Source organism: Pseudomonas nitroreducens TX1 (genome assembly GCF_000313755.1).
Lineage (GTDB): Bacteria > Pseudomonadota > Gammaproteobacteria > Pseudomonadales > Pseudomonadaceae > Pseudomonas > Pseudomonas nitroreducens_A.
Genome location: NZ_AMZB01000116.1, coordinates 98099 through 124266, shown reverse-complemented (window position 1 = coordinate 124266; position 26168 = coordinate 98099). Strand labels below are relative to the sequence as shown.

The window sequence follows — 26168 nt, the reverse complement described above, 5'->3', positions numbered from 1 at the left end:
GGGTTCGAGTCCCGTCCGCTGCGCCATATTCGAAAGCCCTCAGGTAGCAATACCTGAGGGCTTTTTCGTTCGCATCCATAAATTCCAGCTGTTGTTCTGTAAGACGTTGTCACAGGTCGTTCACCTTCGCCGTCTAGCTTTTTCCCCATGGTCTTTGCTAAAACCGGATCGAACGGTCAGGAGAAAAGCCAATGGACGACTATCAGGAAGAACTGCTGGAACTGCACGCCGTGGAACAGGATCTGCCGGAGCCGGCCGACGACGCTACCGAGATGTGATCAGGCGCCATGGCGCTGGGCGCGGCGGAATTCCCCGGGAGTCTGCCCGCTCCAGCGCTTGAAGGCGCGCTGGAAAGCCTCGGCGGACGCGAAGCCGAGCAGGTAGGCGATCTCGCCGAAGGCGAGGTCCGTGTCACGGATGTAGATCATCGCCAGGTCGCGGCGAGTGTCGTTGAGGATGCTGCGGAACTGCGTGCCTTCCTCGGCCAGCTTGCGGCGTAGCGTCCAGGTCGGCAGCTTGAGCCGCGCGGCCACTTCCTCCAGGTCCGGTTCGCGGCCGTTGAGCATAGGGCCCAGCAGTTGGGCAACGCGCTCGCGCAGGCTGCGTGTTCGAGTCTGTTGTTCGAGTTCCTTCTCGCAGATATCCAGCAATTGCCGCCAGGTGCTCGGACAATGGTCCGGATTGGCGCGCGCCAGCGTGGCCTGGTCCAGGCGCAGTTGATTGTGCTGCGCGCCGAACTCCACCGGGCAGCCAAGCATTTCCTCGAAGCGTGATGCCCAGGCGGGTGCCGGGTACTCGATCTCGACCTTCTCCGCGCGCAGTGGCTGCGCGCCAATGCTGCCGAGCATGCTCACCCAGCCGGCCAGCACTGAATCCACCACGAAGCGGTTGTAGGCGTTGTAGGGGCTGATGGAATAGAAGCGCAGCCAGGCGCCGCCGGCGTCTTCGATGAAGCTGCTCTGGCCGCGGTAGTTCTGCGCATAGAGCGGCTCGAAGCGGATCAGCGCGCGGGCGGCGGCGCGCAGGTTGGGCGCTTGCGCCGCGGTGACGCCGGCCAGGCCGCTCTGGCTCGGTCGGCTTAGCTGGCCCATGCGCAGGCCGAGGGCGGGGTCGCCGCTCTGCTGGATGGCCGCATGGCCCAGGCGCATATAGCGGGGAATCGACAGGCGCGCGCCGGGTTCGCCCAGGCGCGCTGTGTCCAGTCCGTATTGTTCAAGCAGGGGGTGCGGGGCGACGCCGCTTTCCGCCAGCGCATCGGCAAGGCTGTGGACAAAACCCACCGAAAGGTCGCCGAGCCGCATGGTCGGGCGGGTCATAGCCAGAGGTTGATCAGGCGAGCGCCGGGGCCTTCGGGTGCCAGGGTGTGGCTGTCGCCGCTGACCACCAGGCTGCGGCCGTCGCTGCCCAGGTCCCAAAGGTGGCCGCGCATGAATACGGTGATGCCGGCGTGAGCGCCGCTTTCGCCAAGACGGCCAGCCAGGGCCAGGCGCTCCCAGGCTTCGCCTTCGGTGAGCTCGCCGGGCCTGAGGGTCACATCACCCGGCGCGGCACCGCCGTTGTAGCCCTTCCACGGCTTGCTCCAGCTGCCGTTGCCGGTGAGGAAGGCGGGCACCGCGATGATATCGGGCTTGCTGGTGGCCAGCGCGCTGTAGCTGGCCGGGTACCAGCTGTCGGCGCAGACCAGTACGCCCAGGCGCCCGGCCGGTGTCTGCAGCACCTGCAGGTCGTCGGCATCGCCGCCGCGGGTGAAGCCTTGCTCCGCGTCGATGGGGAACAGCTTGCGCTGTGGCTTGCCCAGTGGCAGGCCGTCGCTGCCGAAGACCTGGGTGACGTTGTAGAGCCGGCCATTGCCGGTGCGGATCTGCCCCTCGACGATGCGCGGGTTGGGCAGCACGATGGAGCCGGCGACTATGGTCACGCCGAACTCCTTCGCCAGGGAGCCGAACAGCGTCTGGTAGTCGTGGGCCATGTCCACCGCCTTCATGCGGAACAGGGCGTCCGCCATGCGGTCCTCGCCCTTGGCGCCGAGCCAGCCGCGCGCCAGTTTCAGCGGGTTGCTGGCGGCCATCCATTCCATGGCCTCGGCGATGTGCTCGGTCTGGTAGACCTCGGGCTTCTCGCCGGCGGCCACCAGCCAGGTGCCGATGTGCTCGGGGAAGACCACTACGGTGCGCGGGTTGATCAGCCCCTCGTCGCGCGCCTTGGTCAGGTAGGCATGGAATTTCAGGCGCAGGCGCTCGACGCTCTGGTAGTCCTGGGCGAACAGTTCCGGCTGCACGCCCAGCAGGTTGCCACGCTCGGACGGCTGGCCCTGGTTGAGCGAGACCTGGCTGCGCAGGTCGGACAGATAGTGGCCCACCGGGCGGCGCTCCGCCCAGCCGGCATAGCCGGCGAAGAGGATGACCAGGACGAGGAAGATCAGCTTGCGCATATGGGACGGGTACTCATGGGGTGCCCCACAGGGTAGGGGTTGGGCTGGGTCTTGCCAAGGCGGGGTGTCATCTTGGGTCAGTAACTTGTCATTTTCGATCATTGAGCGGCGAGGGTGCGCTCCTTAGAGTCAGCTCCATACCGACCGCGCCCCATGCCTTGCCGTTCCGCAGGCTGAGGGCGCGGCATCATCGTGAATGCCGGAGGAACCATGACCGCCACTTACCCGCACCTGCTCGCACCGCTGGATCTGGGTTTCACCACCCTGCGCAACCGTACCCTGATGGGCTCCATGCACACTGGCCTGGAAGAGAAGCCCCAGGGCTTCGAGCGTATGGCGGCTTACTTCGCCGAGCGCGCCCGTGGCGGTGTCGGCCTGATGGTCACCGGCGGCATCGGCCCGAACGAGGAGGGTGGCGTGTATGCCGGCGCGGCCAAGCTGAGCACTGCCGAAGAAGCCGAGAAGCACAAGATCGTTACCCAGGCGGTGCACGAAGCGGGCGGCAAGATCTGCATGCAGATCCTCCATGCTGGCCGTTATGCCTACAGCCCCAAGTCCGTTGCACCCAGCGCCATCCAGGCGCCGATCAACCCGTTCAAGCCGCGCGAGCTGGATGAAGAGGGCATCGAGAAGCAGATCGCCGACTTCGTCAACTGCTCGAGCCTGGCCCAGGTGGCCGGCTACGACGGTGTCGAGATCATGGGTTCCGAAGGCTACTTCATCAACCAGTTCCTGGTCGCCCACACCAACCACCGCACCGACCGCTGGGGCGGCAGTTACGAGAACCGCATGCGCCTGCCGGTGGAAATCGTCCGCCGCGTGCGTGAGGCCGTCGGCCCGAACTTCATCATCATCTATCGCCTGTCGATGCTCGACCTGGTGGAAGGCGGCAGCACCTGGGACGAGATCGTCCTGCTGGCCAAGGCCATCGAAAAGGCCGGCGCGACCCTCATCAATACGGGTATCGGCTGGCACGAAGCGCGTATCCCGACCATCGCCACCAAGGTGCCGCGCGCGGCCTTCACCAAGGTCACCGCCAAGCTGCGCGGGGAGGTCGGCATCCCGCTGATCACCACCAACCGCATCAATACCCCGGAAATCGCCGAACAGGTGCTGGCCGAAGGTGACGCCGACATGGTCTCCATGGCCCGTCCGTTCCTCGCCGATCCGGACTTCGTCAACAAGGCCGCCGAAGGCCGCGCGGATGAAATCAACACCTGCATCGGCTGCAACCAGGCCTGCCTGGACCATACCTTCGGCGGCAAGCTGACCAGTTGCCTGGTGAACCCGCGCGCCTGCCACGAGACCGAGCTGAACTACATCCCGACCACTCACGTGAAGAAGATCGCCGTGGTCGGCGCCGGCCCTGCCGGCCTGTCCGCTGCCACCGTGGCCGCCGAGCGTGGCCATGAGGTGACCCTGTTCGACGCTGCCGGCGAGATCGGCGGCCAGTTCAACGTCGCCAAGCGCGTGCCGGGCAAGGAAGAGTTCTACGAGACCCTGCGCTACTTCAAGCGCAAGGTGGAAACCACCGGCGTGAACCTGCAACTGAATACCCGTGTCAGTGTGGATGACCTGGTCAAGGGCGGCTTCGACGAGATCATCCTGGCCACCGGCATCGTGCCGCGCACCCCGGCTATTCCGGGCATCGACAACGCCAAGGTGATCAGCTACCTGGACGCCATCCTCGAGCGCAAGCCGGTAGGTAAGCGTGTGGCGGTGATCGGCGCCGGCGGTATCGGCTTCGACGTCTCCGAATACATCACCCATGCCGGCGAATCCACCAGCCTGGACCGCCACGCTTTCTGGCAGGAATGGGGTATCGACGAGAAGCTGGAGGCCCGTGGCGGCATCGCCGGTATCCAGGCGCACCCGCATGCGGCGGCGCGCCAGGTGTTCCTGCTGCAGCGCAAGAAGTCCAAGGTCGGCGACGGCCTGGGCAAGACCACTGGCTGGATCCACCGCACCGGCCTGAAGAACAAGCAGGTGCAGATGCTCAACAGCGTCGAGTACCTCAAGGTCGACAACGACGGCCTGCACATCAGCATCGCTGGCGGCGAGCCGCAGGTGCTGCCGGTGGACACCGTGGTCGTCTGCGCCGGCCAGGACCCGCTGCGCGAGCTGCACGACGGGCTGGTTGCTGCCGGCCAGAGCGTGCACCTGATCGGCGGCGCCGACGTGGCGGCTGAGCTGGATGCCAAGCGCGCCATCAACCAGGGCTCGCGCCTCGCTGCGGAGATCTGAGTTAAAACGGGATCTGGCTCACAAGTCCGGGTCCGGAAAAGTTCCCTTCCGGGCCCGGATGTCCTTTCGAAAATCCAACCGCGTCACAGAATTATCCAGCCAGTTAACCGCCCGGCTCGATCACCGGGTCGGGTGCCAACCGAGTCACATTGCCTGCGACATTAATTCCCCTAGACTTGCTCGGATGTCGGGATTTTCCCGCTGTCTGGGTGCTGCATTTCTGACAGACCCTTTTTCAAGATTTCCTCCCGCACCAGCCCAGAGGTCAATCGATGAGCATGCAGAAGAAGCCTCAAATGGTGGAAGCCGTGGTCTTCTTCAACGACCGTGGCGTCTGCAGGGAAATGCTCTACCCCGAATTCGAGGCGCTGCTCGATAACGTCGTGCAGATGCCGGAATACGCCGATCAGCAGATGCAGCTCGCCTATGTGCTGATCAACCCGCGCCTGCTGGTCAAGGCGGTGGTGTTCTTCTACCTGGATTTCGACGAAAAGGGCGAAGCCGACAGAGGCTGGAACCTGCCGCTGCGCAACCTGGCCGACCGCGCCGGTCGTGGCCCCGACATGGGCGCCGGGCCCATTCGCCTGGCCTGCCGCAGCCAGTGCCCGGTGTCCTGGCACCAGATGCACCTGTGGGACCCGACCCTTGAGGCCGCGCAGAACCATCTGGTGCAACTGCGTGAAGCGATCAAGCGCAACAACCTGGGTGTGCTGGTGGACGAGGAGCCGGCCGCCGTCGAGCCGGCTCGCTTGCAGATGGCCGACGAGCACCAGTGGTACGCGCCCGCCGAAGAGTCCCGCGAGGAAGCCGAGAAACTGGCCCGCGCGATGCTCGAGGAGCACCAGCAGAAAACCACCGAACTGCTCGGCCAGCATGAAACCCGTTTGTCGCAGATCAGCCAGCAGCATGAGCAGGAGCTCAGTCGTCTGAAGCTCTCTGCGCAGGAGCAGGTCAGGGCGCTGCAGGCCGAGTTGGCCGCGCTGCGCGAAGGCCTGAAGCGCGAGGAAGAGATCAACGCCAGCCTGCGCCGTGAGCTGGATGGCCAGGCCAACGGCTTCCAGCGCGGACGCGAGGAGCTGACCGCTCAGTTGCGCCATATCGAAGAAAGCGGCCGCGACGAGCTGGAGCAACTGCGCCGTCAGATCGAGGAAGAATCCCGCTCCCGCCTGGCCAGCCTGGAGGCTCGCTACAAGGAACAGATTTCTGCCCGCGACGTGGAACTGGGCTATCGCAACGAGCTGGACCAGCAGTTGCAGCAGGAGAATCAGCAACTGCGTCGGGAGGCGGAGCAACTGCGCGAGGAAACCGCCCAGCTGCGCCAGCTTGCCGGGCAACTGCAGCAGGGTGCCGAAGGTCTGCGCCTGGAATTGGACGCGCTGGCGGCCAAGGCAGCCGATGGCTCGGTGCTGGAGCGCCTGGCCAGCCTGGGAGTGATCTTCGTGGTGTACCATCCTGGCGCCGGTCATCTGACCCTGTCGCTGCAGGATGTCCCCCGTTACCAGGAAAACCCCATGGCTTACGCTGCCGCCAAGTGCTTCGTCGCCGAAGACCAGTACCGCAGCTGGCTTGCCCATTACCAGCAACCCGCCTGCGAAGGACGCCTGTCCAATGGCGAGCGCTGCGCCATGCCCATCGACCGCGTCGAAACCCCCGGACGCTTCGTCGACGGCGACAGCAACTGTTGTTCCCGGCACAAGACCGCCGGCCGACTGCGCAGCGTCACCGCCGGCTGACCGGGGCGCCTTGGAGTTTCCCGACTGGCGCCCCGAAGCCCCCCTGCAACCTGTCCACCTGCATTGGCTCGATCGCGCCGGCGTCGAGCTGGCGATGTTGCGCCTGGACCTCGTGGATGAGCTGGTCTCCGGCAACAAGTGGTTCAAGCTGGCGCCCTATCTCCAGCAGGCCGCCGACCTTGGCTTGAGCGGGGTGATGACCCTGGGTGGCGCCCATTCCAATCACCTGCATGCGGTAGCAGCCGCCGGCGCGCGGTTCGGTTTCGAGACCGTCGGCTTGCTGCGCGGCGACGAGCAGGACAATCCCACGGTGGCAGACCTGCGCCAGCTCGGCATGCAGCTCCACTGGCTTGGCTATGGCGGCTATCGTCGGCGCCACGAAGCGGATTTCTGGACGCCCTGGCGCCAGCGCTATCCCCAGTTGCTGGCGGTAGGCGAGGGCGGTGGCGGGCTTGCCGGTGCGCAAGGTTGCTCGCTGCTGGTTGCGCAGATTCGCGAGCAGCTCGGCATTCTGGGGTGGGACGACTATCAGCAGCTCTGGGTAGCCTGCGGCACCGGTACGACTCTGGCCGGCCTGGTGCTCGGCGAGGGTGGCGCACATCCGGTGGTCGGTGCCATGGCAGTGCCGCCTGGGCACGGTGTCGAAACGCAGGTGCCCGAGCTGTTGAGGGCAGGCGGCGCAAGCGATACCGGCTACCGCCTGCTGGATGCCAGCCGTGGCGGTTTTGCGCAGGTCGACGCGACGCTGGCGCGCTTCCTCCTCGCGACCGAAGCGGAGTGCGGCGTGCCGCTGGAGCCGCTGTACACCGGCAAGCTGCTGCTGGCGCTGCACGACGAAGTCGCCGCGGGGCGCATTGCGCGCGGCACTCGCATCGTCGCTATCCACAGTGGCGGTCTGCAGGGGCGGCGGGCGCTGGACGAGAAACTGCAGACCCTGGCCGCTCAGCGCGAATAGCCGCTGTGCACCCGCGGCCAGCGGTCGCCCACCAGGAACAGGCGCTCCTGCTCCCGCCAACGCCCTCGGTGCAACTCCATCCGTACCAGCATCTGCGGGAAGCCGTCTTCCGGCAGTTCTGCCAGCCAGGTGGCAAAGCGCTCCGCGCTCCAGCTTTCGTCTTCGGCGGCCGGGGAAAGCCAGCCCTTGCGCGACAGGGCCTGCCAGCCGTGCGGATGCTGCGCCTGGTAGGCGGGCCAGGCGCGTCGATGCAGCCAGCGGCCGCACTGGTGGTTATCGCTGGCCCCCGCAGGCGGCGGGCAGGGCGTCGGCCAGGAGTAGAACAGGTAGCCGCCGAGCCAGAGGCCGGGTGAAGGTTCGGCGTCGCTGTACTCGCGCACCACGGCCAGCCCTTGGGCGGTGGAGGAAAGTGGCAACTGGTGCTGGTAGAAGTGTTCGATCTTGCGCAGCAGATGGTCCTCGGCGCCCGGCCCGAGCCAGGAGTCGGGGCCGTCATCGCAGGGGCCGAGGTAGAGCTTGATGGCCAGCTCCAGGTGATGCAGGCCGTCGCTGTCTTCCAGCAGCAGGTCCAGCTCCCCGAGCGTCTGGCCGTTGTTGCGCACCGGCAGGTTGGCGGCCAGCAGCCGCAGGTCCGGCGCACGCTCCAGGGCGTACTGCCAGAGACGCTCGTAATAGCGCCCCAGACGCTGGTGCGGCGCTGATTCCAGTTGCCCCAGCAACTCGTCCGGCGAACCTTCCTGGGCGCGCAGCCAATCGGCCAGCAGCGAAGGCTGCGCGTACCAGCGGCTGGCCGTCAGCGGGTGGCGCAGCGCGGGGCTGCCAGGTTGCAGCAGGGGCGGGGAGAGCAGCGTCCAGGCGAGGTCGCGGACCTGCGGTTGGCGCAGGTCGATCAGCAGCTCGTCGAGCAGGGCGGTAAAGTCGGTCATGCCCCAAGCCTAGCCGCTGCACACCCGCTCCGACCACGCTGCGGTTTGCCGCTGCTTCCGCCTTTCGCCCATAATTCCGCCATTCGAGCACCCGCAACGCCGTCCGGAGTCCCATGGAACCCTTTCGCAATATCGGCATCATCGGCCGCCTGGGCAGCACCCAGGTCCTGGAAACCATCCGTCGGCTGAAGAAATTCCTCACCGAACGCCACCTCCACGTGATCCTCGAGGACACCATCGCCGAGGTCCTGCCGGGCCACGGCCTGCAGACCTGCTCGCGAAAGATCATGGGCGAGATATGCGACCTGGTGATCGTGGTCGGCGGCGACGGCAGCATGCTTGGCGCTGCGCGCGCACTGGCGCGGCACAAGGTGCCGGTGCTGGGGATCAACCGCGGCAGTCTGGGCTTCCTGACCGATATCCGCCCTGACGAACTGGAGACCAAGGTCGCCGAGGTGCTCGGCGGGCAGTACATAGTCGAAAGCCGCTTCCTGCTCGATGCCCTGGTACGCCGCCACGGCGAATCCATCGGCCAGGGCGACGCGCTGAACGACGTGGTGCTGCACCCCGGCAAGTCCACCCGGATGATCGAGTTCGAGCTGTATATCGACGGCCAGTTCGTCTGCAGCCAGAAGGCCGACGGCCTGATCGTCGCCACCCCGACCGGCTCCACCGCCTACGCGCTGTCCGCCGGCGGACCGATCATGCATCCCAAGCTGGACGCCATCGTGGTCGTGCCGATGTACCCGCATATGCTCTCCAGCCGGCCCATCGTGGTCGACGGCAACAGCGAGCTGAAGATTGTCGTCTCGCCGAACATGCAGATCTATCCGCAGGTCTCCTGCGATGGCCAGAACCACTTCACCTGTGCGCCGGGCGATACCGTCACGGTGAGCAAGAAGCCGCAGAAGCTGCGCCTGATCCACCCCATCGACCACAACTACTACGAGGTCTGCCGGACCAAGCTGGGCTGGGGCAGCCGCCTCGGGAGCAGCGAGTGATGGAACTCGACCCCGCACGCGGCTACGACCTGATCGGCGACATCCACGGCTGCGCGCACACCCTCGACCGCCTGCTGGAGCGCCTGGGCTACCGGCTGCAGGGCGGCGTTTGGCGGCATGCGCGGCGCCAGGCGCTGTTCCTGGGTGATCTCATCGACCGTGGCCCACGTATCCGCGAGGCACTGCACCGTGTGCATGACATGGTTGCCGCCGGCGAGGCGCTGTGCATCATGGGCAACCATGAATTCAACGCCCTCGGCTGGTCCACGCCCGCCGCGCCGGGCAGCGGCCGCCAGTACGTCCGCGAGCACACGCCGCGCCATGCCCGGTTGATCAAGGAAACCCTGGATCAGTTCGAAGGCCACCCGGCAGACTGGCGCGATTTCCTCGGCTGGTTCCAGGAAATGCCGCTGTTCCTCGACGCCGGGCGCTTCCGCATGGTCCACGCCTGCTGGGACCACGACGTGATCGACGCGCTGCGCCAGCAGTTCCCCGAGGGGCGCATCGATGAAGCCTTCCTCATGGCTACCGCCGAGCCGGGCAGCTTTGCCCAGCAGGCCTGCGACCGCCTGCTGCGCGGCACCGATATGCGCTTGCCCAATGGCCTGACACTGACCGGCAGCGACGGTTTTACCCGTGCCTTTTTCCGCACCAAGTTCTGGGAAGAGGACCGCGCGCCGGAGACCTACGGCGACATCGTGTTCCAGCCCGACGCGCTGCCCGACGAGGTCGCCAGCGAGCGGCTGAGCGAGGAGCAGAAATCGCGCCTGCTGACCTACGGCGCCGACGAGCCGCTGCTGTTCGTCGGCCACTACTGGCGGCGTGGCACCCCGGCGCCGATCCGCCCGAACCTCGCCTGCCTGGACTACAGCGCGGTGATGTACGGCAAGCTCGTGGCCTATCGGCTGGACGATGAAACGCGGTTGGACCGCAACAAGTTCGTGTGGGTGGATGTGAAGCGTCCGGAGGGCGACGAGTGAGCGCGATCGAAGCGATGCGGTTGCCGGCGGCAGTCGACCTGGGGCAGTTCGTCACCCTGCTGCAGCGGCTGAACGTGCCGTTCCGGGTCAGCGAGGAGTCCGGCGAGCAGGTGCTCTGGGTGCCCAACGCGCAACTGGCGGAGCAGGTTCGCACGCTCTATGAGCGTTATCCGCAGGGCGATCCGCAGTTCACCCTGCAGGCCGAGCCGCAGCGCCGGGGGCCGGGCTTCGTCCAGCAGTTGAAGATGAGCCGGATGACCGCGGCGGTGCTGCTGGTGACCTTCGTGGTGGCCGCCATCACCCTGCTGGGCACCTCCCCGGAGACGCTGCGCTGGTTCACCTTCCAGGATTTCCAGATGGTCGGCGAGGACCGCGCGCTGTTCCAGCCGCTGTCCGACACGCTGGCGCAGGGGCAATGGTGGCGCCTGTTCACGCCCATGCTGATCCACTTCGGCTGGCTGCACTTGGCGATGAACGCCATGTGGTATTGGGAGCTCGGCCGGCGCATCGAGTATCGCCAGGGCGCCTGGATGCTGCTGGGGCTGAGCCTGGGCTTCGGCCTGGTGTCGAACCTGGTGCAGTACAGCTGGAGCGGGCCGAGCCTGTTCGGCGGCCTGTCCGGCGTGCTCTACGGCTTGCTGGGCCATTGCTGGATCTTCCAGCGAATAGCGCCGACGCCGGCCTACCACCTGCCCAAGGGCGTGGTGGGGATGATGCTGATCTGGCTGCTGGTGTGCCTGTCGGGCGTGATCGACCTGCTCGGCTTCGGCTCTATCGCCAACGGTGCCCATGTGGGCGGGCTGGTGGCGGGTTGCCTGAGCGGCCTGGTCGGTGGGTGGCTGGCGCGGCGTCGCGTGGCCTGACGCGCTTCTGCGTGAAGTCCTGCGCGGAGGTCTGCCCTCTCCCTAACCCTCTCCCTGAAGGGAGAGGGGACTGGTTCGGCGCAGGAGGAAACCATGGCGTCAGTTGGCACAATCGGCTCCCTCTCCCTTCGGAGCGGGGCGCGTAGCCAGGGCGGGGGAGAGGGGCAGGCTTCGCGCCGAGCCTTCCAGCCAATAGCCCGAGACATCATTGCAACCGATTGACCGGCGTTCGTGCGCGCCGGGCGTTCGCCCGGTAGAATGCCGGCTTCGTTTTTCCCCTGCAGGAGCCGGCCCATGTCGTCCTTCGCCGAAATGATCCAGAACATCACCCCCGAAATCTACGAGAGCCTCAAGCTGGCCGTGGAAATCGGAAAATGGCCCGATGGTCGCAAGCTGTCCCAGGAACAGAAGGAGCTGACCCTGCAGGCCATGATCGCCTGGGAGATGGACAACCTTCCCGAGGACCAGCGCACCGGCTACATGGGCCCGCAGGCTTGCGAGTCCCACGCCGAGCCGATCCCGAACATCCTCTTCTCCTCCAATTCGCTGCACTGATGCAGGAACTTGGACGCGGCGCCCTGGACAAGATGTCGGCGCGCCTGGAAAGCCCCGTGCAATACGCCTTCCGCCTGGGTGATACGCAGGTCCCGGTCAACCCGCTGATCGGCAGGACGGTGCGCCTGGAATACCTGGGCGAGATCTTCTGCAGCCATTGCTCGCGCAAGACGAAGAAGAGCTTCGCCCAGGGCTATTGCTACCCGTGCTTCACCAAGCTGGCGCAATGCGACAGTTGCATCATGAGCCCGGAGAAGTGCCACTTCGAGGAAGGCTCCTGCCGCGACCCCGAATGGGGTGAGCGCTTCTGCATGACCGACCACGTGGTCTACCTGGCCAACTCCTCGGGCGTGAAGGTGGGCATTACCCGCGCCACCCAGGTGCCGACCCGCTGGATCGACCAGGGCGCACGCCAGGCGCTGCCGATCATGCGCGTGGCGACCCGCCAGCAATCCGGCTTCGTCGAGGACCTGCTGCGCAGCCAGGTCGCCGACCGCACCAACTGGCGCGCACTGCTCAAGGGCGAGGCCGAGCCGCTGGACCTGATCGCCATCCGCGAACGGATCTTCGACGCCTGTGCCGAAGGCATCGTCGCCCTGCAACAGCGCTTCGGCCTGCAGGCGATCCAGCCGGTGATGGACATGCAGCCCATCGAGATCAGCTATCCGGTGGAGGCGTACCTGCCCAAGATCACCAGCTTCGATCTGGACAAGACGCCGGTGGTCGAGGGTACCCTGCAGGGCATCAAGGGCCAGTACCTGATCTTCGATACCGGCGTGATCAACGTGCGCAAGTTCACCGCGTACCAGCTGGCCATCAGCGCCTGATCGAACCTGCATTGAATTTCCGGCACGAGGAACGCATCTAGGGATAGATGCGTTCCCGACTCGCCCGCGCCGTTCCCAATCGCTAGAGTCAAGTATTCCTCCGGCCGGCCCATCCCGCCTGCCGCCTTCCAAGGGGCCAAAAGCCATGCGTACCGAGCAACCGAAAGTCATCTACCTCAAGGATTATCAGGCACCCGAGTACCTGATCGACGAGACCAACCTGACCTTCGAGCTGTACGAGGACCACACCCTCGTCCATGCCCAGCTGGTGATGCGCCGCAACCCGGAGCGCGGCGACGGCCTGCCGCCGCTGGTGCTCGACGGCCAGCAGCTGGAGCTGCTGTCGCTGGCGCTGGACGACCAGCCTCTCGAAGCTGGCCAGTACCAGCAGGACGAGAACCACCTGACCCTGCAGCCCACCGCGAAGTCCTTCACCGTCGACAGCACCGTGCGCATCCACCCCGAGAGCAACACCGCGCTGGAAGGCCTGTACAAGTCCGGCAAGATGTTCTGCACCCAGTGCGAGGCCGAAGGCTTCCGCAAGATCACCTACTACCTCGACCGCCCGGACGTGATGAGCAGCTTCACCACCACGCTGTCGGCCGAGCAGCACCAGTACCCGGTGCTCCTGTCCAACGGCAACCCGGTGGCCAGCGGTTCGGAAGAGGGCGGTCGGCACTGGGCGACCTGGCAGGACCCGTTCAAGAAGCCGGCCTACCTGTTCGCCCTGGTCGCCGGCGACCTCTGGTGCGTCGAAGACCAGTTCACCACCATGAGCGAGCGCGAAGTCACCCTGCGCATCTATGTCGAGCCGGAGAACATCGACAAGGTCCAGCACGCCATGGACAGTCTGAAGAACTCGATGCGCTGGGACGAGAAGGTCTACGGCCGCGAGTACGACCTGGACATCTTCATGATCGTCGCGGTCAACGACTTCAACATGGGCGCCATGGAGAACAAGGGTCTCAACATCTTCAACTCCAGCTGCGTGCTGGCCAAGGCCGAGACCGCCACCGACGCCGCGCACCAGCGCGTCGAAGGCGTCGTCGCCCATGAGTACTTCCACAATTGGTCGGGCAATCGCGTGACCTGCCGCGACTGGTTCCAGCTGTCGCTCAAGGAAGGCTTCACCGTGTTCCGCGACAGCGAGTTCTCCGCCGACATGAACTCGCGCACGGTCAAGCGCGTCGAGGACGTGGCCTTCCTGCGAACCAACCAGTTCGCCGAGGATGCCGGCCCCATGGCGCACCCGGTGCGCCCGGATTCCTTCATCGAGATTTCCAACTTCTACACCCTGACCGTCTACGAGAAGGGCTCGGAAGTGGTCCGCATGATCCACACCCTGCTGGGCGCCGAAGGCTTCCGCAAGGGCACCGACCTGTACTTCGAGCGCCATGACGGCCAGGCCGTGACCTGCGACGACTTCGTCAAGGCCATGGAAGACGCCAACGGCGTGGACCTTACCCAGTTCAAGCGCTGGTACAGCCAGTCCGGCACCCCGCGCCTGGCGGTGGAGGAGCGCTTCGACGCTGCTGCGCAGACCTACACCCTGACCTTCCGCCAGAGCTGCCCGGCCACGCCGGGACAGAGCGAGAAGCAGCCTTTCGTCATTCCGGTGCAGATGGGCCTGATCGACAAGCTGGGCAACGCCTTGTCGCTGCGCCTGCAGGGCGAAGAGCACGCCCACGGCAGCGACCGCGTGCTGACCGTGGACCAGGCCGAGCAGTCCTTCACCTTCGTCGGTCTGGCCGAGAAGCCGCTGCCGTCGCTGTTGCGTGGTTTCTCCGCGCCGGTGAAGCTGAGCTTCCCCTACGACCGCGACCAGCTGATGTTCCTCATGCAGCACGACGAGGATGGCTTCAACCGCTGGGAAGCTGGCCAGCAACTGTCCGTGCAGGTCCTGCAGGAACTGATCGGCCAGCACCAGCGCGGCGAGAAGCTTGTCCCGGATGAGCGCCTGATCACCGCCTTCCGCACCCTGCTGCTGGATACCGGCCTCGACCAGGCGATGGTCGCCGAGATGCTCTCGCTGCCCAGCGAGGCCTATCTCACCGAAATCAGCGAAGTGGCGGACGTCGACGCCATCCACGCCGCCCGCGAGTTCGCCCGCCAGCAGATCGGCGCGGCGCTGCACGAGCAACTGTGGGAGCGCTACCAGGCCAACCGCAAGCAGTCCCGCGAGACCGCCTACGTGGCCGAGGCTTCCCATATCGCCCGCCGCAGCCTGCAGAACATCGCGCTGTCCTACCTCATGCAGAGCGGCAAGGCCGAGGTGCTCGCCGCCTGCCAGGAGCAGTACAAGGATTGTGACAACATGACCGAGCGCCTGACCGCGCTGGCCGTGTTGGTCAACTCTTCCTTCGAAAGCGAGAAGGCCGAGGCACTGGCAATGTTCGCCGACTACTTCCAGGACGACCCGCTGGTGATGGACCAGTGGTTCAGCGTCCAGGCCGGCTGCACCCTGCCGGGCGGGCTGGAGCGCGTCCAGGCGTTGATGAGTCATCCGGCCTTCACCCTGAAGAACCCGAACAAGATCCGCGCGCTGATCGGCGCCTTCGCCAACCAGAACGCGGTGAACTTCCACCGTGTGGACGGCGCCGGCTACCGCTTCCTGGCCGACCAGATCATTACCCTCAACGCGCTGAATCCGCAGATCGCCTCGCGCCTGCTGACCCCGCTGACCCGCTGGCGCAAGTACGCGCCCGCGCGCCAAGCGCTGATGAAGGCCGAGCTGGAACGCATCCTCGCCTCCGGCGAGCTGTCCAGCGATGTATACGAAGTGGTCAGCAAGAGCCTCGCTTAACACACCCGCCGCGCCCCTTCCCAGGGGCGCCATGCACGTTCGAAAAGGTGTTACCAACGCTTGTTGGTAACACCTTTTTGTTACCTATCGAAATTGATCGATATCATTCTTATCGCTTTCCGATAGTGGGCGAAGGGCGCCGATGCGTCTGCGTCGAGCCTTCAGGGGCGGATTGCGCCATCTGGGGTGCTGAGTGGCGCAATCGGTCACTTGATTTGATCAGTGAATGACCAGTCACAAAAAGTAGCGCGCAGATTCTTTATTTTTTGTAAGCAGAATCGGATACATCAGTGCTGTTGGCACTGGGGTTGCACCGCCGGACCCCGCTTCGCCTTTGCCCGTCCGATGGGGCGGGAGGCATGTCGAGCACCTTGGGGGAGTTTCCTTCAGATCGACGACAACAAGGCCGTGGAGTAACGGCTGAAAACGGTGAACCGCCCGCAGTGGCGGCACCGCCAAAGAATGATCAGTCCATGGAGTGAGTCCAAATGGAAATCCCAGTTCGCAAGCCTGTCTTGCGTTATGCGCCTGCTCGTGCGGGCTTTGCCCTGGCAGGCATCCTGCCGCTGCTGATGTCCGCCCAGGCGACCGCCGTCGAGTTCAGCTTCCTCGACAACGAGGTTTCCGGCTCGCTGGACAGCACCATTTCCTACGGCACTCTCTGGCGTGTACAGGGTCAGGACAAGACCAACAACGATATCAACGGCAACGACGGCAACCGCAACTTCGACACCGGCCTGGTTTCCGAGGTGTACAAGATCACTTCCGACCTGGAAGCGACCTACAAGAACTACGGTCTGTTCGTACGTGGCTCGGCTTTCTATGACACCCAGATCATGGACAAGCGCAACGACTACTACGACAACAACCATCCGGCGCAGCCGAGTCAGACCTATCCCAACAGCAACCGCTTCACCAGCGAGACCCGCGACGCCGCCGGCAACCGCGCCGAGATCCTCGATGCCTACGTCTACGGCAACTGGGACGTGGCTGACCATCCGCTGACCGCGCGCCTGGGCCGCCAGGTCTTCAACTGGGGCGAGGGCATCTTCTACCGCGGTGGCGTGAACACCACCAACCCGGTGGACGCCGCCAAGTTCCGCCTGCCGGGCTCCGAGCTGAAGGAAGTGCTGATGCCGGTCGAGGCCGCGAGCTTCAACATCGGCCTGACCGACAACCTGTCGATGGACGCCTTCTACCAGTGGAACTGGAAAGAAACCCGTATCGACCCGGTCGGCACCTTCTTCTCCGAGACCGATCTGTTCGCCGATGGCGGCAACACGGCCTACACCACGGTGGGTGCGCTCTCCAACCCGCTGTTCCAGAGCCTCTATCCGCAGCTTTCCGCGGCGCACGTGGGCGGTCTCCAGGGCACGCAGTACCTGGACTCCAACGGCGTGTTCAAGGTCGCCAATGTCGGCAAGGACATCAACGCCAAGAACGACGGCCAGTTCGGCGTGGCCTTCCACTATGTGGCCGAAGAGCTGAACTCCACCGAGTTCGGCTTCTACTTCGTCAATTACCACTCGAAAGAGCCGACCATCTACGCCGACCTGAACAGCGATTACGCCGGCGTGAACCTCGACCAGTTGGCAGGTGTGGGTGGCTTCACCTCCTACGACCAACTCGTCAGCGCCGCAGGCAGCGGCAACGCCCTGGCCGGCCAGGTGCTGAGCCTGGTCAACGGCGCGACCTCCGTGGATGTCGCCAACCAGGTCAATGCCCGTCGCGAGTACGTCGAGAACATCCGCATGTACGGCTTCAGTTTCAACACCACCGTGGGCGACGCCTCGGTGTTCGGTGAACTGGCCTACCGCCCGAACCTGCCGATCGGCATCGCCACCACCAACGACCTGCTCGGCGACCTGCTGGTCCAGGCTCCGGGGCTGGCCAGTGGCAAGTCGGTGAATATCGGCGGCGGCCAGGTCTCGATGAGCGACCAGATCCACAACTACGAGCGCGTCGAGGCCTTCAACACCTCCCTGGGCACCATCTACAACTTCGGCCCGTCGCTGTCCTTCGACTCGCTGATGGGCGTCGCGGAACTGGCTTCCGAGCACCTGCGCGGCAGCGACCTGCAGTACACCGCGTATGACGGCAGCACCCGTTACTACTCCGGCCGCGGCAACGGCGCCTACATCTCCGGCTACGACCGCGACGATCAGGTGAACAAGAACGCCTATGGCTACACCCTGCTGCTGTCGGGTACCTGGAACGACGTCTTCGCCGGCGTGAACATCTCGCCCTACGCCGTCTACAAGGACGACTTCGAAGGCAACTCCTACCAGACCGGCAATTTCATCGAAGGCCGCAAGGCCTACACCCTGGGCGTCAAGGCTACCTACCTGAACGCCCTGGAAGCGGAGCTGCAGTACACCGAGTTCTACGGCGCCGGGCAGAACAACGCCAGCCGCGACCGCGACAACGTCGGCTTCAACGTCAAGTATTCGTTCTAACCATTAGATCCAAAGCCGCGTGGCACGCTCACCGAGCTGCCGCGCGCCCCTCACGGAGAAGCAACATGCGCAACATGCGTACCCTGGTCGGCGCCGCCGTGGCCCTGGCCCTGTCCGCCGGCAGCGCTCTGGCGGCGGTTTCCCCGCAGGACGCGGCCAAGCTGCAGTCGAGCCTGACCCCGCTGGGCGCCGAGAAGGCCGGCAACGCCGCCGGCACCATCCCGGCCTGGACCGGTGGCATCACCCAGGCGCCGGCCGGCTACAAGCCGGGCCAGCACCACATCGACCCGTTCGCCGCCGACAAGCCGCTGTACACCATCACCAAGGCCAACCTGGACCAGTACAAGGCCAACCTGACCCCGGGCACCCTGGCACTGTTCGCCACCTACCCGGACACCTTCCAGATGCCGGTGTACCCGAGCCGCCGCAGTGGTTCGGCGCCTCAGTGGGTGTACGACAACACCCTGAAGAACGCCACCAGCGCCAAGCTGGCAGAGGGCGGCAATGGCTTCGTCGACGCCTTCGGCGGCATTCCGTTCCCGATCCCGCAGAGCGGTGTGGAAGCAGTGTGGAACCACATCGCCCGCTACCGCGGTACCTACGTCGTGCGTCGCGCGTCCGAAGTGGCCGTGCAGCGCAACGGTGACTACTCGCTGGTAACCTCGCAGCAGGAAGCGCTGTTCAAGTACTATATCCAGGGCAAGAGCTTCGCCGACCTGAACAACCTGCTGTTCTACTACCTGTCGTTCACCAAGAGCCCGGCTCGCCTGGCCGGCGGTGCCGCGCTGGTGCACGAGACCCTCGATCAGGTGAAGGAGCCGCGTCAGGCCTGGGGCTACAATGCCGGCCAGCGCCGCGTACGCCGTGCGCCGAACCTGGCCTACGACACTCCGATCGCTGCCGCCGACGGCCTGCGCACCGCCGACGACACCGACATGTTCAACGGCTCGCCGGACCGCTACGACTGGAAGCTGATCGGCAAGAAGGAAATGTACATCCCGTACAACAACTACAAGGTTTCCAGCCCTGAGGTTAAGTACAAGGATCTGCTGACCCCCAGCCATCTGAACCCGAAATACACCCGCTACGAACTGCACCGCGTGTGGGTCGTCGAAGGTACCCTGAAGCCGGGTGCGCGCCACATCTACTCCAAGCGCGTGCTGTTCCTCGACGAGGACAGCTGGGGCGCCGCCGAAGTGGACCAGTACGATGGTCGCGGCGAGCTGTGGCGCGTATCGCTGGCCTACCTGAAGAACTACTACGAGCTGCCCACCACCTGGACCGCCCTGGATACCTTCCACGACCTGCAGGCCCGTCGCTACCACGTACAGAACCTGGATAACGAAGAGCCGAGCACCATCGACTTCAGCCAGGCCGTGCCTGACGATTCCTACTTCAGCCCGTCCGCCCTGCGTCGCCGCGGCACTCGCTGAGGTCGTCGCGTGAACAGGAAGCCCCGCCTCGGCGGGGTTTTTTATTGGCCACCGGCAACCTTTGTAGGAAAGCCATCGGCGTCTCGGTGAGCTTTATCCGGATCGTCGAAACCTGAGGAAAGACGTCTGGCAGAAGCAAAAAGTGTTACCGCTCAACCCGCGCAGACCCTTCAGCCCCGCGCCTTTCGGGGGAGGTGGCAAAATGCAATCATCCTTTCGAGTGAGGCGCTCCGGGCTTAACAAAAGATAACGTGCCGTTAATTGTCAGCCCCGGAAAAGGCTGGCTATATAGCTCCAAACTACATACCGCCTGCATAAGAAAAAGAGGTAAAGGCATATGCGTGAGCCCCTGTGGCGCACTTCGAGCAAGCAACCCGTATCGGGAGTGCGAAGCTCCTTCGCGATGTCGCGCAAGACGGTTTCCCTGCTCGGCGCGTTTTCCTTCCTGATGATGTCCCTGGCTCCGCTGCATGCCGTTGCCGCCACGGATGCCGCCAGCGATTCCAACTCGATCGTTTCCGCCAAGGCGTCCAGCAGCCTGCTGTTGAGCATCGCCCATGCCGGCAAGCGCCTGGTCGCAGTGGGTGACCACGGGCACATCCTCTATTCCGACGACGCAGGCAAGAGCTGGACCCAGGCCAGCGTGCCGACCCGCCAGCTGCTGACCTCGGTATTTTTCGTCAACGACAAGAAGGGCTGGGCCGTCGGCCACGACGCCCAGGTCCTGGCCACCACCGATGGCGGTACCACCTGGGTGCGCCAGTTCGAGGACTTGAAGCGCGAAGCGCCGCTGCTGGACATCTGGTTCCAGAACGAGAGCCACGGCATGGCCGTGGGCGCCTATGGCGCGCTGCTGGAAACCACCGATGGCGGCCAGCACTGGGAAGACGTCAGCGACCGCCTGGACAACGAAGACCAGTTCCACCTCAACGCCATCGCGGCAGTGAAGGACTCCGGCCTGCTCGTGGTCGGCGAGGCGGGCAGCATGTTCCGCTCCAAGGACTGGGGCCAGACCTGGGAAAAACTCCAGGGCCCCTACGAAGGCTCGCTGTTCGGCGCCACCGGCACCACCCAGGCCGGCACCGTCCTGGCATACGGCCTGCGCGGGCACCTGTTCCGCTCCACTGATTTCGGCGACACCTGGCAGCAGGTCAGCCTGCCCACCGCCAACGGCGGCGAGCTGGAGTTCGGCCTCTCCGAAGGCAGCCTGCTGGATGACGGCACCATCGTCGTCGTCGGCCATGGCGGCAGCGTACTGGAGAGCAAGGACGACGGCGTCAGCTTCAGTGTCGTCAACCGTCCGGACCGCTTGTCCCTCGCGGGCGTGAGCGCGGCGGGCAATGGCAACCTGGTCCTGGTCGGCCAGGGCGGTATCCACCTGGCTTCGGCGACCGGCGCCGAGCTGACAGAACAACAATAAGCCGGGGAGCCGCAATGAACGCTCTGAACAAGCATCAACAGGACAAGGCGACTTTCCTGGAACGCATCATCTTCACCCACCGGCCGTTCGTGATCATCGCGTGCCTGCTGGTGACCCTCTTTCTCGCCTGGTCGGCCACACAGGTGCGTCCGTCCACCAGCTTCGAGAAGATGATTCCGCTGCAGCATCCGTTCATCCAGAACATGCTGGAGCACCGCAACGACCTGGCCAACCTTGGCAACACCGTGCGCATCTCGGTGGAAGCGGTGAATGGCGACATCTTCACCAAGGAGTACATGGAGACGCTGCGGCAGATCCATGACGAGGTCTTCTACATCCCCGGCGTCGACCGCTCCGGCATGAAGTCGCTGTGGAGCCCGAGTGTGCGCTGGACCGAGGTGACCGAGGAAGGCTTCGCCGGTGGCGAAGTGATCCCGCAGACCTACGACGGTTCCGCCAAGGCCCTGGACCTGCTGCGCAACAACGTGCTCAAGTCCGGCCAGATCGGCCGCCTGGTGGCCAACAACTTCAAGTCGAGCATCGTCGACGTGCCGCTGCTGGAGGTCTACCCGGACCCGAAGGACCAGGGCAAGCTGATGAAGCTGGATTACCGCCAGTTCTCCCATGAGCTGGAAGAAAAGATCCGCGACAAGTACCAGCTGCAGAATCCCAACGTGAAGATCCACATCACCGGCTTCGCCAAGAAGGTCGGTGACCTGATCGACGGCCTGCTGATGGTGGTCGGCTTCTTCGGTATCTGCTTCGTCATCACCCTGGTGCTGCTGCTGTGGTTCACCAAGTGCGTGCGCTCGACCATCGCCGTGCTGTCCACCACGCTGGTGGCGGTGATCTGGCAGCTGGGCATCCTGCACCTGATCGGCTTCGGGCTGGACCCGTACTCGATGCTGGTGCCGTTCCTGATCTTTGCCATCGGTATTTCCCACGGCGTGCAGAAGATCAACGGTATCGCCCTGCAGTCCAGTGACGCGGAAACCCCGCTGCTGGCTGCCCGCCGTACCTTCCGCCAGCTGTTCCTGCCGGGCATGATCGCGATCCTCGCGGACGCCGTCGGCTTCATCACCCTGCTGGTGATCGACATCGGCGTGATCCGCGAACTGGCCATCGGCGCCTCCATCGGCGTGGCAGTGATCGTGTTCACCAACCTGATCCTGCTGCCGGTCGCCATCTCCTACATCGGCATCAGCAAGAAGGCGGTGCAGCGCAGCAAGGAAGACGCCGTCCGCGACCATCCCTTCTGGCGCGCGCTGTCCAACTTCGCCAGCCCGAGCGTGGCGCCGATCTCCGTTGTCATCGCCCTGGCGATGTTCGCCGGCGGCATGTGGCAGGGCCATCACCTGAAAATCGGCGACCTCGACCAGGGCGCGCCGGAGCTGCGTCCGGACTCGCGCTACAACCTGGACAACGACTTCATCATCCGCAACTACTCGACCAGCTCCGACGTGCTGGTGGTGATGGTCGCGTCCGAGGCCGAAGGCTGCTCCACCCACAAGACCCTGTCCGCCATCGACGATCTGGCCTGGCGCCTGGAGAACACCCAGGGCGTGCAGTCGGCGATCTCCCTGGTCACCGTCTCCAAGCAGATGATCAAGGGCATGAACGAAGGCAATCTGAAGTGGGAGTCGCTGTCACGCAACCAGGACGTGCTGAACAACTCCATCAGCCGCGCCGAAGGCCTGTTCAACAGCAACTGCTCGCTGGCGCCCCTGCTGGTGTTCCTCAACGATCACAAGGCCGAGACTCTCGACCGTGCTGTCGCGGTTATTCAGGACTTCGCCAAGGCCAACGAGAAGGACGACCTGAAGTTCAAGCTCGCTGCCGGTAACGCCGGTATCGAGGCTGCCACCAACGACGTGATCAAGCACTCGGAGCTGACCATTCTGATCCTGGTGTACATCTGCGTGGCGCTGATGTGCCTGATCACCTTCCGCTCCTTCGCCGCGACCCTGTGCATCGTGCTGCCGCTGATCCTCACCTCGGTGCTGGGCAACGCGCTGATGGCCACCCTGGGCATCGGCGTGAAAGTGGCGACCCTGCCGGTGATCGCCCTGGGCGTGGGGATCGGCGTGGACTACGGCATCTACATCTACACCCGCCTGGAGTCCTTCCTGCGCCAGGGCCTGTCCCTTCAGGAGGCCTACTACGAGACCCTGAAGTCCACCGGTAAAGCGGTGCTGTTCACCGGCCTGTGCCTGGCCATCGGCGTCGCCACCTGGATCTTCTCGGCGATCAAGTTCCAGGCCGACATGGGCCTGATGCTGACCTTCATGCTCCTCTGGAACATGTTCGGCGCACTGTGGCTGCTGCCGGCGCTGGCGCGCTTCCTGATCAACCCGGAGAAGGTGCGTCAGAAGAAGGCGTCGATCCTGGTGCACTGATCGACTGTCGAGCGGTAAATGGAAACCGCGGCCTTGGGCCGCGGTTTTTGTTTACGTCATTGGCTCGGGCATCCGTCTTTATTCTGCGCCGCCCTCTCCCCAGCCCTCTCCCTGAAGGGAGAGGGGGCGCAGCGGAGTTGCCGGTCAACTCGGTGTTTCGCTTGATGCCGCTCAGTTCCCTCTCCCTCCAGGGAGAGGGTTAGGGAGAGGGGCTCATCGCGCCCATGAGCAGCTCAGGTTTTATGGCAGGATGGCAAACACCCGCGCCGGGAAGCCCGTGCCTTTGGCTATCTTCGGGAAGCTCACCACCGCCAGCGCGCCGGCTTCGGGCACCTTGTCGAGGTTGGCGAGCAGCTCGATCTGGTAGTGGTTGGTGCCCAGGATGTAGGACTCCAGCGAGTAGTCGTCCTTGCTGGTGGCGATGCCCGGATCGGTGTCGGTGGTCTCGTGTCCGGACGCGGTGATCTTGCGCGTCTCGTAGAGGTACACCAGCGCTTCCTTGCTCCAGCCCGGATAGTGCGCCACGCCCTTGGCATCCTGGTTCTGCATCTTCGCCTGGTCCGGCCAGCGCTGCGACCAGTCGGTACGCAGTGCCGCGAAGGCGCCTTGGGGAACGGGGCCGTGCTTGGCTTCCCAGGCCTTCACATCGGCCAGGCTCAGCACATAGTCGGGGTTCTTCGCCACCTGCTCGTGAATGTCGAACACCACCAGTGGCAGGAACTGCTCCTTCACGTCCAACTGGTCGACGCTGCGCAGGCCCTTGTGGAAGTGCACCGGCGGGTCGACGTGGGTGCCCCACTGGCCGACGTGGCTGTACAGCTCCACCTGGAAACCGTCCTTGTCCACGGTGTAGAGCGTCTTGCGACCCATGGGCTCGAAGCCTTTCCAGTGCGGGGTGTTGCTGTCGAACGAATGGGTCAGGTCAATCCAGTCGTGTTGTTTGAGGCTGGCATAGGTGTCCCACAGGCCGGGCTGGGCGGCCTGGCTCGCGGCGGGCAGCAGGGCGGCGGCGAAGAGCAGGGCGGGAAGGCGTTGCATGAGTCTGATTCCTTGACGGGGATGGGAGAAAGCGCCTTATCTTTCTCCATCGTCTGATCCGTCATCCAATTCTGAATTCTACTTTTCTTATTCTGTTTCGTTATTCCATCAGGAGCCTCCATGTCCTTCCAGCTCATCGAATACGCCGACGCCAGCGCCGAGGTCCGTGCCGTCTACGACGACATCATGGCGACCCGCAAGATCGACTGGGTTAACAACTTCTGGAAGGCGCTGGCCAACCACCCGCAGACCCTGAAGCGCACCTGGGAAAGCCTCAAGCAGGTGATGGGGCCGGGGCAACTGGACCCGCTGGTGAAGGAGCTGATCTATGTTGCCGTCAGCGTCACCAACAACTGCAACTACTGCATCGGTTCCCATGGCGCCGCGGCGCGCAAGGCCGGAATGGACGACGCCATGCTCGGCGAGCTGATGGCGGTCGTTGCGATGGCCAACGAGACCAACCGCCTCGCCATTGGCTACCAGGTGCCGCTGGACGATGTGTTCAAGGGGGCGGTGATGGAGAACTCTGCCGGCTGATGGGATCGGTTCCGCCCACGGTGACTCCCCTGTAGGAGCGGGCCACGCCCGCGATCCGCTGGCAGGGCCTGCAGCTTGCTGCGTCGACTGGTGTGTTTCTGCGTCGCTTCAGCGTACGCCCATGCATCTTGTTTCGCCCCCTCGGGCGACCTACTTTGGCAAACGCCCCAAAGTAGGCAAAGGTCTTGCCCCGGACATCCGGTTTTTCGCTTGGGGCGAAAAAATGCCCTCGCTCCAGCGAAGTTACAGGGGCACGCGTCGAAGGGCCATCCCTGGCCCATCGCCGCTCTCGCGACATCCATGTCGCTCAACCCCTGAAACTCCGCTTCCGCTCGGCCTCCTGAACGGGGCATTCGGCGCGTGCGGACATTTCTCTGGAAGTCGCTAAGAGCCAAAGCCGGATCTGTTGGGCTCTTCGTAGGAAAGAGGGGGGGCGCCTGGCCCTTGCTCGCGAACCCACCAGGCGCCCGGAACATCAGGGGACGGATTGGGACAACCGCTGAATCGCCTTCACCGGCGTCCCGTCGCTCCAGCGCCCCATGGACAGCTGGGCCGGTCCGCCGCCCAGGGCGTAGTCGCGGTCCTGGCCGTAAAAGGCGGTGTCGCACAATGCATCGAACAGCTTCCACGGCCCGAACCAGTCCATTGCGTCGATGGCCAGGGCATTGTGCGCCGAGGGCTGTCCCTGCTTGAGCCGTTGCTTCACACGTTCCTGCACACGATTGAGCAGCCAGCTGGAAGAGTCGCTGGGCGGGTAGCGTGGGTCGAAGCGCGGCGCAGTGGGGGCGGCATGGTTGGCCAGCAGCGGCGGGCTGCCGTGGCGGTCGCTGCGCAGCAGGAGCAGGTCCTTGTCGCGCGGCGCGACCAGGGTGCTTTCTCCGTAGATGCGCCGGGCGTCGTCGCAGGCGACGCGCTCGTCCTCGTCGCCACAGATTGCCAGCAACAGGGTGCCGGCGGGAATGTCCGCCAGCGGCTCCAGCGGCACCTGTCGCCAGCGCTGGCCGCTGCTCCTGCCCGGCTCCACGGCCATCAGCGCGCGCGGCGTGGGTACGCCCAGGCGTTGCCAGGACGCCGCCAGGCCGCTGGCGATCAGCCCACCTGCCGAATGACCGACATAGGCCACGTGCTCCAGCTCCGGCTTCACGCCCAGCTTGCCTGCCTGCAGATCGGCAACGGCGTGGCGCACGGCGTCGGCGGCGTTGGGCAGGAACTCCGCGGCCGGGGTCTTCAGGGTGGCCTGGTAGCGTGGGTAGATGAGGATGGCGCCACGGCGGACGATGTGCTCGATCCAGGCGCGGTACAGGTCCGGCTGCATCACGCTCCAGCCGTGGGTGAAAACCACCACCGGCGCGCTGGACGGGGCGGGGCGGTCCGGGATGAATACCCAGTATTCGTTGCCGTTGGCCGCGAAGTGCCACTGGCGCACATCGGCGTGGACATAGTGCGAGCCGCCGGGGCCTTGCAGTGGCTGGGGCGGCGGCAGGATCTGGGCGGCGTTCAGGGAGAGAGTGCAGATCGACAGCAGGCCGGCGGCCAGCGTGGAAATCAGCCGGTTGCAACGCATGGAGGC

19 protein-coding genes are annotated in these 26168 nt (G+C 64.9%); 14 read left to right on the top strand and 5 right to left on the bottom strand.

Translation table 11 applies throughout. The features are described from left to right. Positions 1–278: 278 nt before the first annotated feature. Positions 279–1316, bottom strand: a complete 1038-nt coding sequence (locus C167_RS0116330) for an AraC family transcriptional regulator (RefSeq protein ID WP_017519358.1) — start codon at positions 1314–1316, stop codon at positions 279–281. After that, positions 1313–2431, bottom strand: a complete 1119-nt coding sequence (locus C167_RS0116325) for a nitrilase-related carbon-nitrogen hydrolase (protein WP_017519357.1) — start codon at positions 2429–2431, stop codon at positions 1313–1315. The genes C167_RS0116330 and C167_RS0116325 overlap by 4 nt, the downstream gene beginning before the upstream one ends. Positions 2432–2641: 210 nt before the next feature. Here C167_RS0116325 and C167_RS0116320 point away from each other — a divergent pair, with 210 nt between their 5' ends. From C167_RS0116320 to C167_RS0116310, 3 genes are all read left to right on the top strand, one after another. Next, complete coding sequence (locus C167_RS0116320) at positions 2642–4675, top strand: NADPH-dependent 2,4-dienoyl-CoA reductase (RefSeq protein WP_017519356.1); 2034 nt, start codon at positions 2642–2644, stop codon at positions 4673–4675. Positions 4676–4947: 272 nt separating this feature from the next. Then, on the top strand, positions 4948–6408 hold the full coding sequence (locus C167_RS0116315; RefSeq protein WP_017519355.1) for a hypothetical protein: 1461 nt from the start codon (positions 4948–4950) through the stop codon (positions 6406–6408). A gap of 10 nt (positions 6409–6418) precedes the next feature. Continuing rightward, positions 6419–7363: a pyridoxal-phosphate dependent enzyme gene (locus tag C167_RS0116310; RefSeq protein WP_017519354.1), complete on the top strand. Its 945-nt coding sequence runs from the start codon at positions 6419–6421 to the stop codon at positions 7361–7363. Here the strand turns inward: C167_RS0116310 and C167_RS0116305 are convergent. Next, a complete protein-coding gene (locus C167_RS0116305) occupies positions 7351–8289 on the bottom strand; it encodes a DUF1853 family protein (protein WP_017519353.1) in 939 nt (312 codons plus the stop codon). The genes C167_RS0116310 and C167_RS0116305 overlap by 13 nt on opposite strands. 113 nt (positions 8290–8402) lie before the next feature. On the opposite strand from C167_RS0116305, the gene C167_RS0116300 reads away from it, so the two are divergent. The 10 genes from C167_RS0116300 to C167_RS0116255 all read left to right on the top strand — a co-directional run bounded on the left by C167_RS0116300 (position 8403) and on the right by C167_RS0116255 (position 23023). Next, entirely contained in the window at positions 8403–9290 is an 888-nt protein-coding gene (locus tag C167_RS0116300; RefSeq protein WP_017519352.1) for an NAD(+) kinase, read from the top strand. Beyond that, complete coding sequence (locus C167_RS0116295; RefSeq protein WP_017519351.1) at positions 9290–10270, top strand: metallophosphoesterase; 981 nt, start codon at positions 9290–9292, stop codon at positions 10268–10270. The genes C167_RS0116300 and C167_RS0116295 overlap by 1 nt, the downstream gene beginning before the upstream one ends. Then, positions 10267–11133: a rhomboid family intramembrane serine protease gene (locus C167_RS0116290; protein ID WP_017519350.1), complete on the top strand. Its 867-nt coding sequence runs from the start codon at positions 10267–10269 to the stop codon at positions 11131–11133. Before C167_RS0116295 ends, C167_RS0116290 begins: the two co-directional genes overlap by 4 nt. A gap of 294 nt (positions 11134–11427) precedes the next feature. Continuing rightward, on the top strand, positions 11428–11688 hold the full coding sequence (locus tag C167_RS0116285) for a YeaC family protein (protein WP_017519349.1): 261 nt from the start codon (positions 11428–11430) through the stop codon (positions 11686–11688). Then, positions 11688–12515, top strand: coding sequence for a DUF2797 domain-containing protein (locus C167_RS0116280; RefSeq protein WP_017519348.1), 828 nt, complete (start codon positions 11688–11690; stop codon positions 12513–12515). The genes C167_RS0116285 and C167_RS0116280 overlap by 1 nt, the downstream gene beginning before the upstream one ends. A gap of 145 nt (positions 12516–12660) precedes the next feature. Continuing rightward, entirely contained in the window at positions 12661–15318 is a 2658-nt protein-coding gene (gene pepN / locus C167_RS0116275) for an aminopeptidase N (protein ID WP_017519347.1), read from the top strand. Between the two features lie 488 nt (positions 15319–15806). Then, a complete protein-coding gene (locus tag C167_RS0116270) occupies positions 15807–17774 on the top strand; it encodes a DUF1302 domain-containing protein (RefSeq protein ID WP_017519346.1) in 1968 nt (655 codons plus the stop codon). 65 nt (positions 17775–17839) lie between these two features. Next, positions 17840–19207 (top strand): DUF1329 domain-containing protein, encoded by a 1368-nt coding sequence (locus C167_RS0116265; protein ID WP_017519345.1) that lies wholly within the window; start codon positions 17840–17842, stop codon positions 19205–19207. Positions 19208–19544: 337 nt separating this feature from the next. Further along, the gene (locus tag C167_RS0116260; RefSeq protein ID WP_026079103.1) at positions 19545–20627 is read left to right on the top strand and encodes a WD40/YVTN/BNR-like repeat-containing protein; all 1083 of its coding nucleotides are present in this window, start codon (positions 19545–19547) and stop codon (positions 20625–20627) included. 14 nt (positions 20628–20641) lie between these two features. Further along, on the top strand, positions 20642–23023 hold the full coding sequence (locus C167_RS0116255; protein ID WP_017519343.1) for an efflux RND transporter permease subunit: 2382 nt from the start codon (positions 20642–20644) through the stop codon (positions 23021–23023). A gap of 240 nt (positions 23024–23263) precedes the next feature. On the opposite strand, the gene C167_RS0116250 is transcribed toward C167_RS0116255, so the two are convergent. After that, positions 23264–24061 carry a cyclase family protein gene (locus C167_RS0116250; protein WP_017519342.1) on the bottom strand — a complete coding sequence of 266 codons (798 nt, stop codon included), beginning with the start codon at positions 24059–24061 and terminating at the stop codon, positions 23264–23266. 120 nt (positions 24062–24181) lie between these two features. Between C167_RS0116250 and C167_RS0116245 the strand changes: the two genes are divergently transcribed. Further along, the gene (locus C167_RS0116245) at positions 24182–24598 is read left to right on the top strand and encodes a carboxymuconolactone decarboxylase family protein (RefSeq protein WP_017519341.1); all 417 of its coding nucleotides are present in this window, start codon (positions 24182–24184) and stop codon (positions 24596–24598) included. A 475-nt stretch (positions 24599–25073) separates the two neighbouring features. On the opposite strand, the gene C167_RS0116240 is transcribed toward C167_RS0116245, so the two are convergent. Further along, positions 25074–26162 carry a chlorophyllase/cutinase-like alpha/beta fold protein gene (locus C167_RS0116240; RefSeq protein WP_017519340.1) on the bottom strand — a complete coding sequence of 363 codons (1089 nt, stop codon included), beginning with the start codon at positions 26160–26162 and terminating at the stop codon, positions 25074–25076. Positions 26163–26168 lie beyond the last annotated feature (6 nt).

Bases quoted from the DNA above. Each gene is read 5' to 3' on its own strand.
- C167_RS0116330 (WP_017519358.1), bottom strand. From the start codon at position 1,316: ATGACCCGCCCGACCATGCGGCTCGGCGACCTTTCGGTGGGTTTTGTC.
- C167_RS0116325 (WP_017519357.1), bottom strand. From the start codon at position 2,431: ATGCGCAAGCTGATCTTCCTCGTCCTGGTCATCCTCTTCGCCGGCTAT.
- C167_RS0116320 (WP_017519356.1), top strand. From the start codon at position 2,642: ATGACCGCCACTTACCCGCACCTGCTCGCACCGCTGGATCTGGGTTTC.
- C167_RS0116315 (WP_017519355.1), top strand. From the start codon at position 4,948: ATGAGCATGCAGAAGAAGCCTCAAATGGTGGAAGCCGTGGTCTTCTTC.
- C167_RS0116305 (WP_017519353.1), bottom strand. From the start codon at position 8,289: ATGACCGACTTTACCGCCCTGCTCGACGAGCTGCTGATCGACCTGCGC.
- C167_RS0116300 (WP_017519352.1), top strand. From the start codon at position 8,403: ATGGAACCCTTTCGCAATATCGGCATCATCGGCCGCCTGGGCAGCACC.
- C167_RS0116295 (WP_017519351.1), top strand. From the start codon at position 9,290: ATGGAACTCGACCCCGCACGCGGCTACGACCTGATCGGCGACATCCAC.
- C167_RS0116285 (WP_017519349.1), top strand. From the start codon at position 11,428: ATGTCGTCCTTCGCCGAAATGATCCAGAACATCACCCCCGAAATCTAC.
- C167_RS0116280 (WP_017519348.1), top strand. From the start codon at position 11,688: ATGCAGGAACTTGGACGCGGCGCCCTGGACAAGATGTCGGCGCGCCTG.
- pepN (WP_017519347.1), top strand. From the start codon at position 12,661: ATGCGTACCGAGCAACCGAAAGTCATCTACCTCAAGGATTATCAGGCA.
- C167_RS0116270 (WP_017519346.1), top strand. From the start codon at position 15,807: ATGGAAATCCCAGTTCGCAAGCCTGTCTTGCGTTATGCGCCTGCTCGT.
- C167_RS0116265 (WP_017519345.1), top strand. From the start codon at position 17,840: ATGCGCAACATGCGTACCCTGGTCGGCGCCGCCGTGGCCCTGGCCCTG.
- C167_RS0116260 (WP_026079103.1), top strand. From the start codon at position 19,545: ATGCGTGAGCCCCTGTGGCGCACTTCGAGCAAGCAACCCGTATCGGGA.
- C167_RS0116255 (WP_017519343.1), top strand. From the start codon at position 20,642: ATGAACGCTCTGAACAAGCATCAACAGGACAAGGCGACTTTCCTGGAA.
- C167_RS0116250 (WP_017519342.1), bottom strand. From the start codon at position 24,061: ATGCAACGCCTTCCCGCCCTGCTCTTCGCCGCCGCCCTGCTGCCCGCC.
- C167_RS0116245 (WP_017519341.1), top strand. From the start codon at position 24,182: ATGTCCTTCCAGCTCATCGAATACGCCGACGCCAGCGCCGAGGTCCGT.
- C167_RS0116240 (WP_017519340.1), bottom strand. From the start codon at position 26,162: ATGCGTTGCAACCGGCTGATTTCCACGCTGGCCGCCGGCCTGCTGTCG.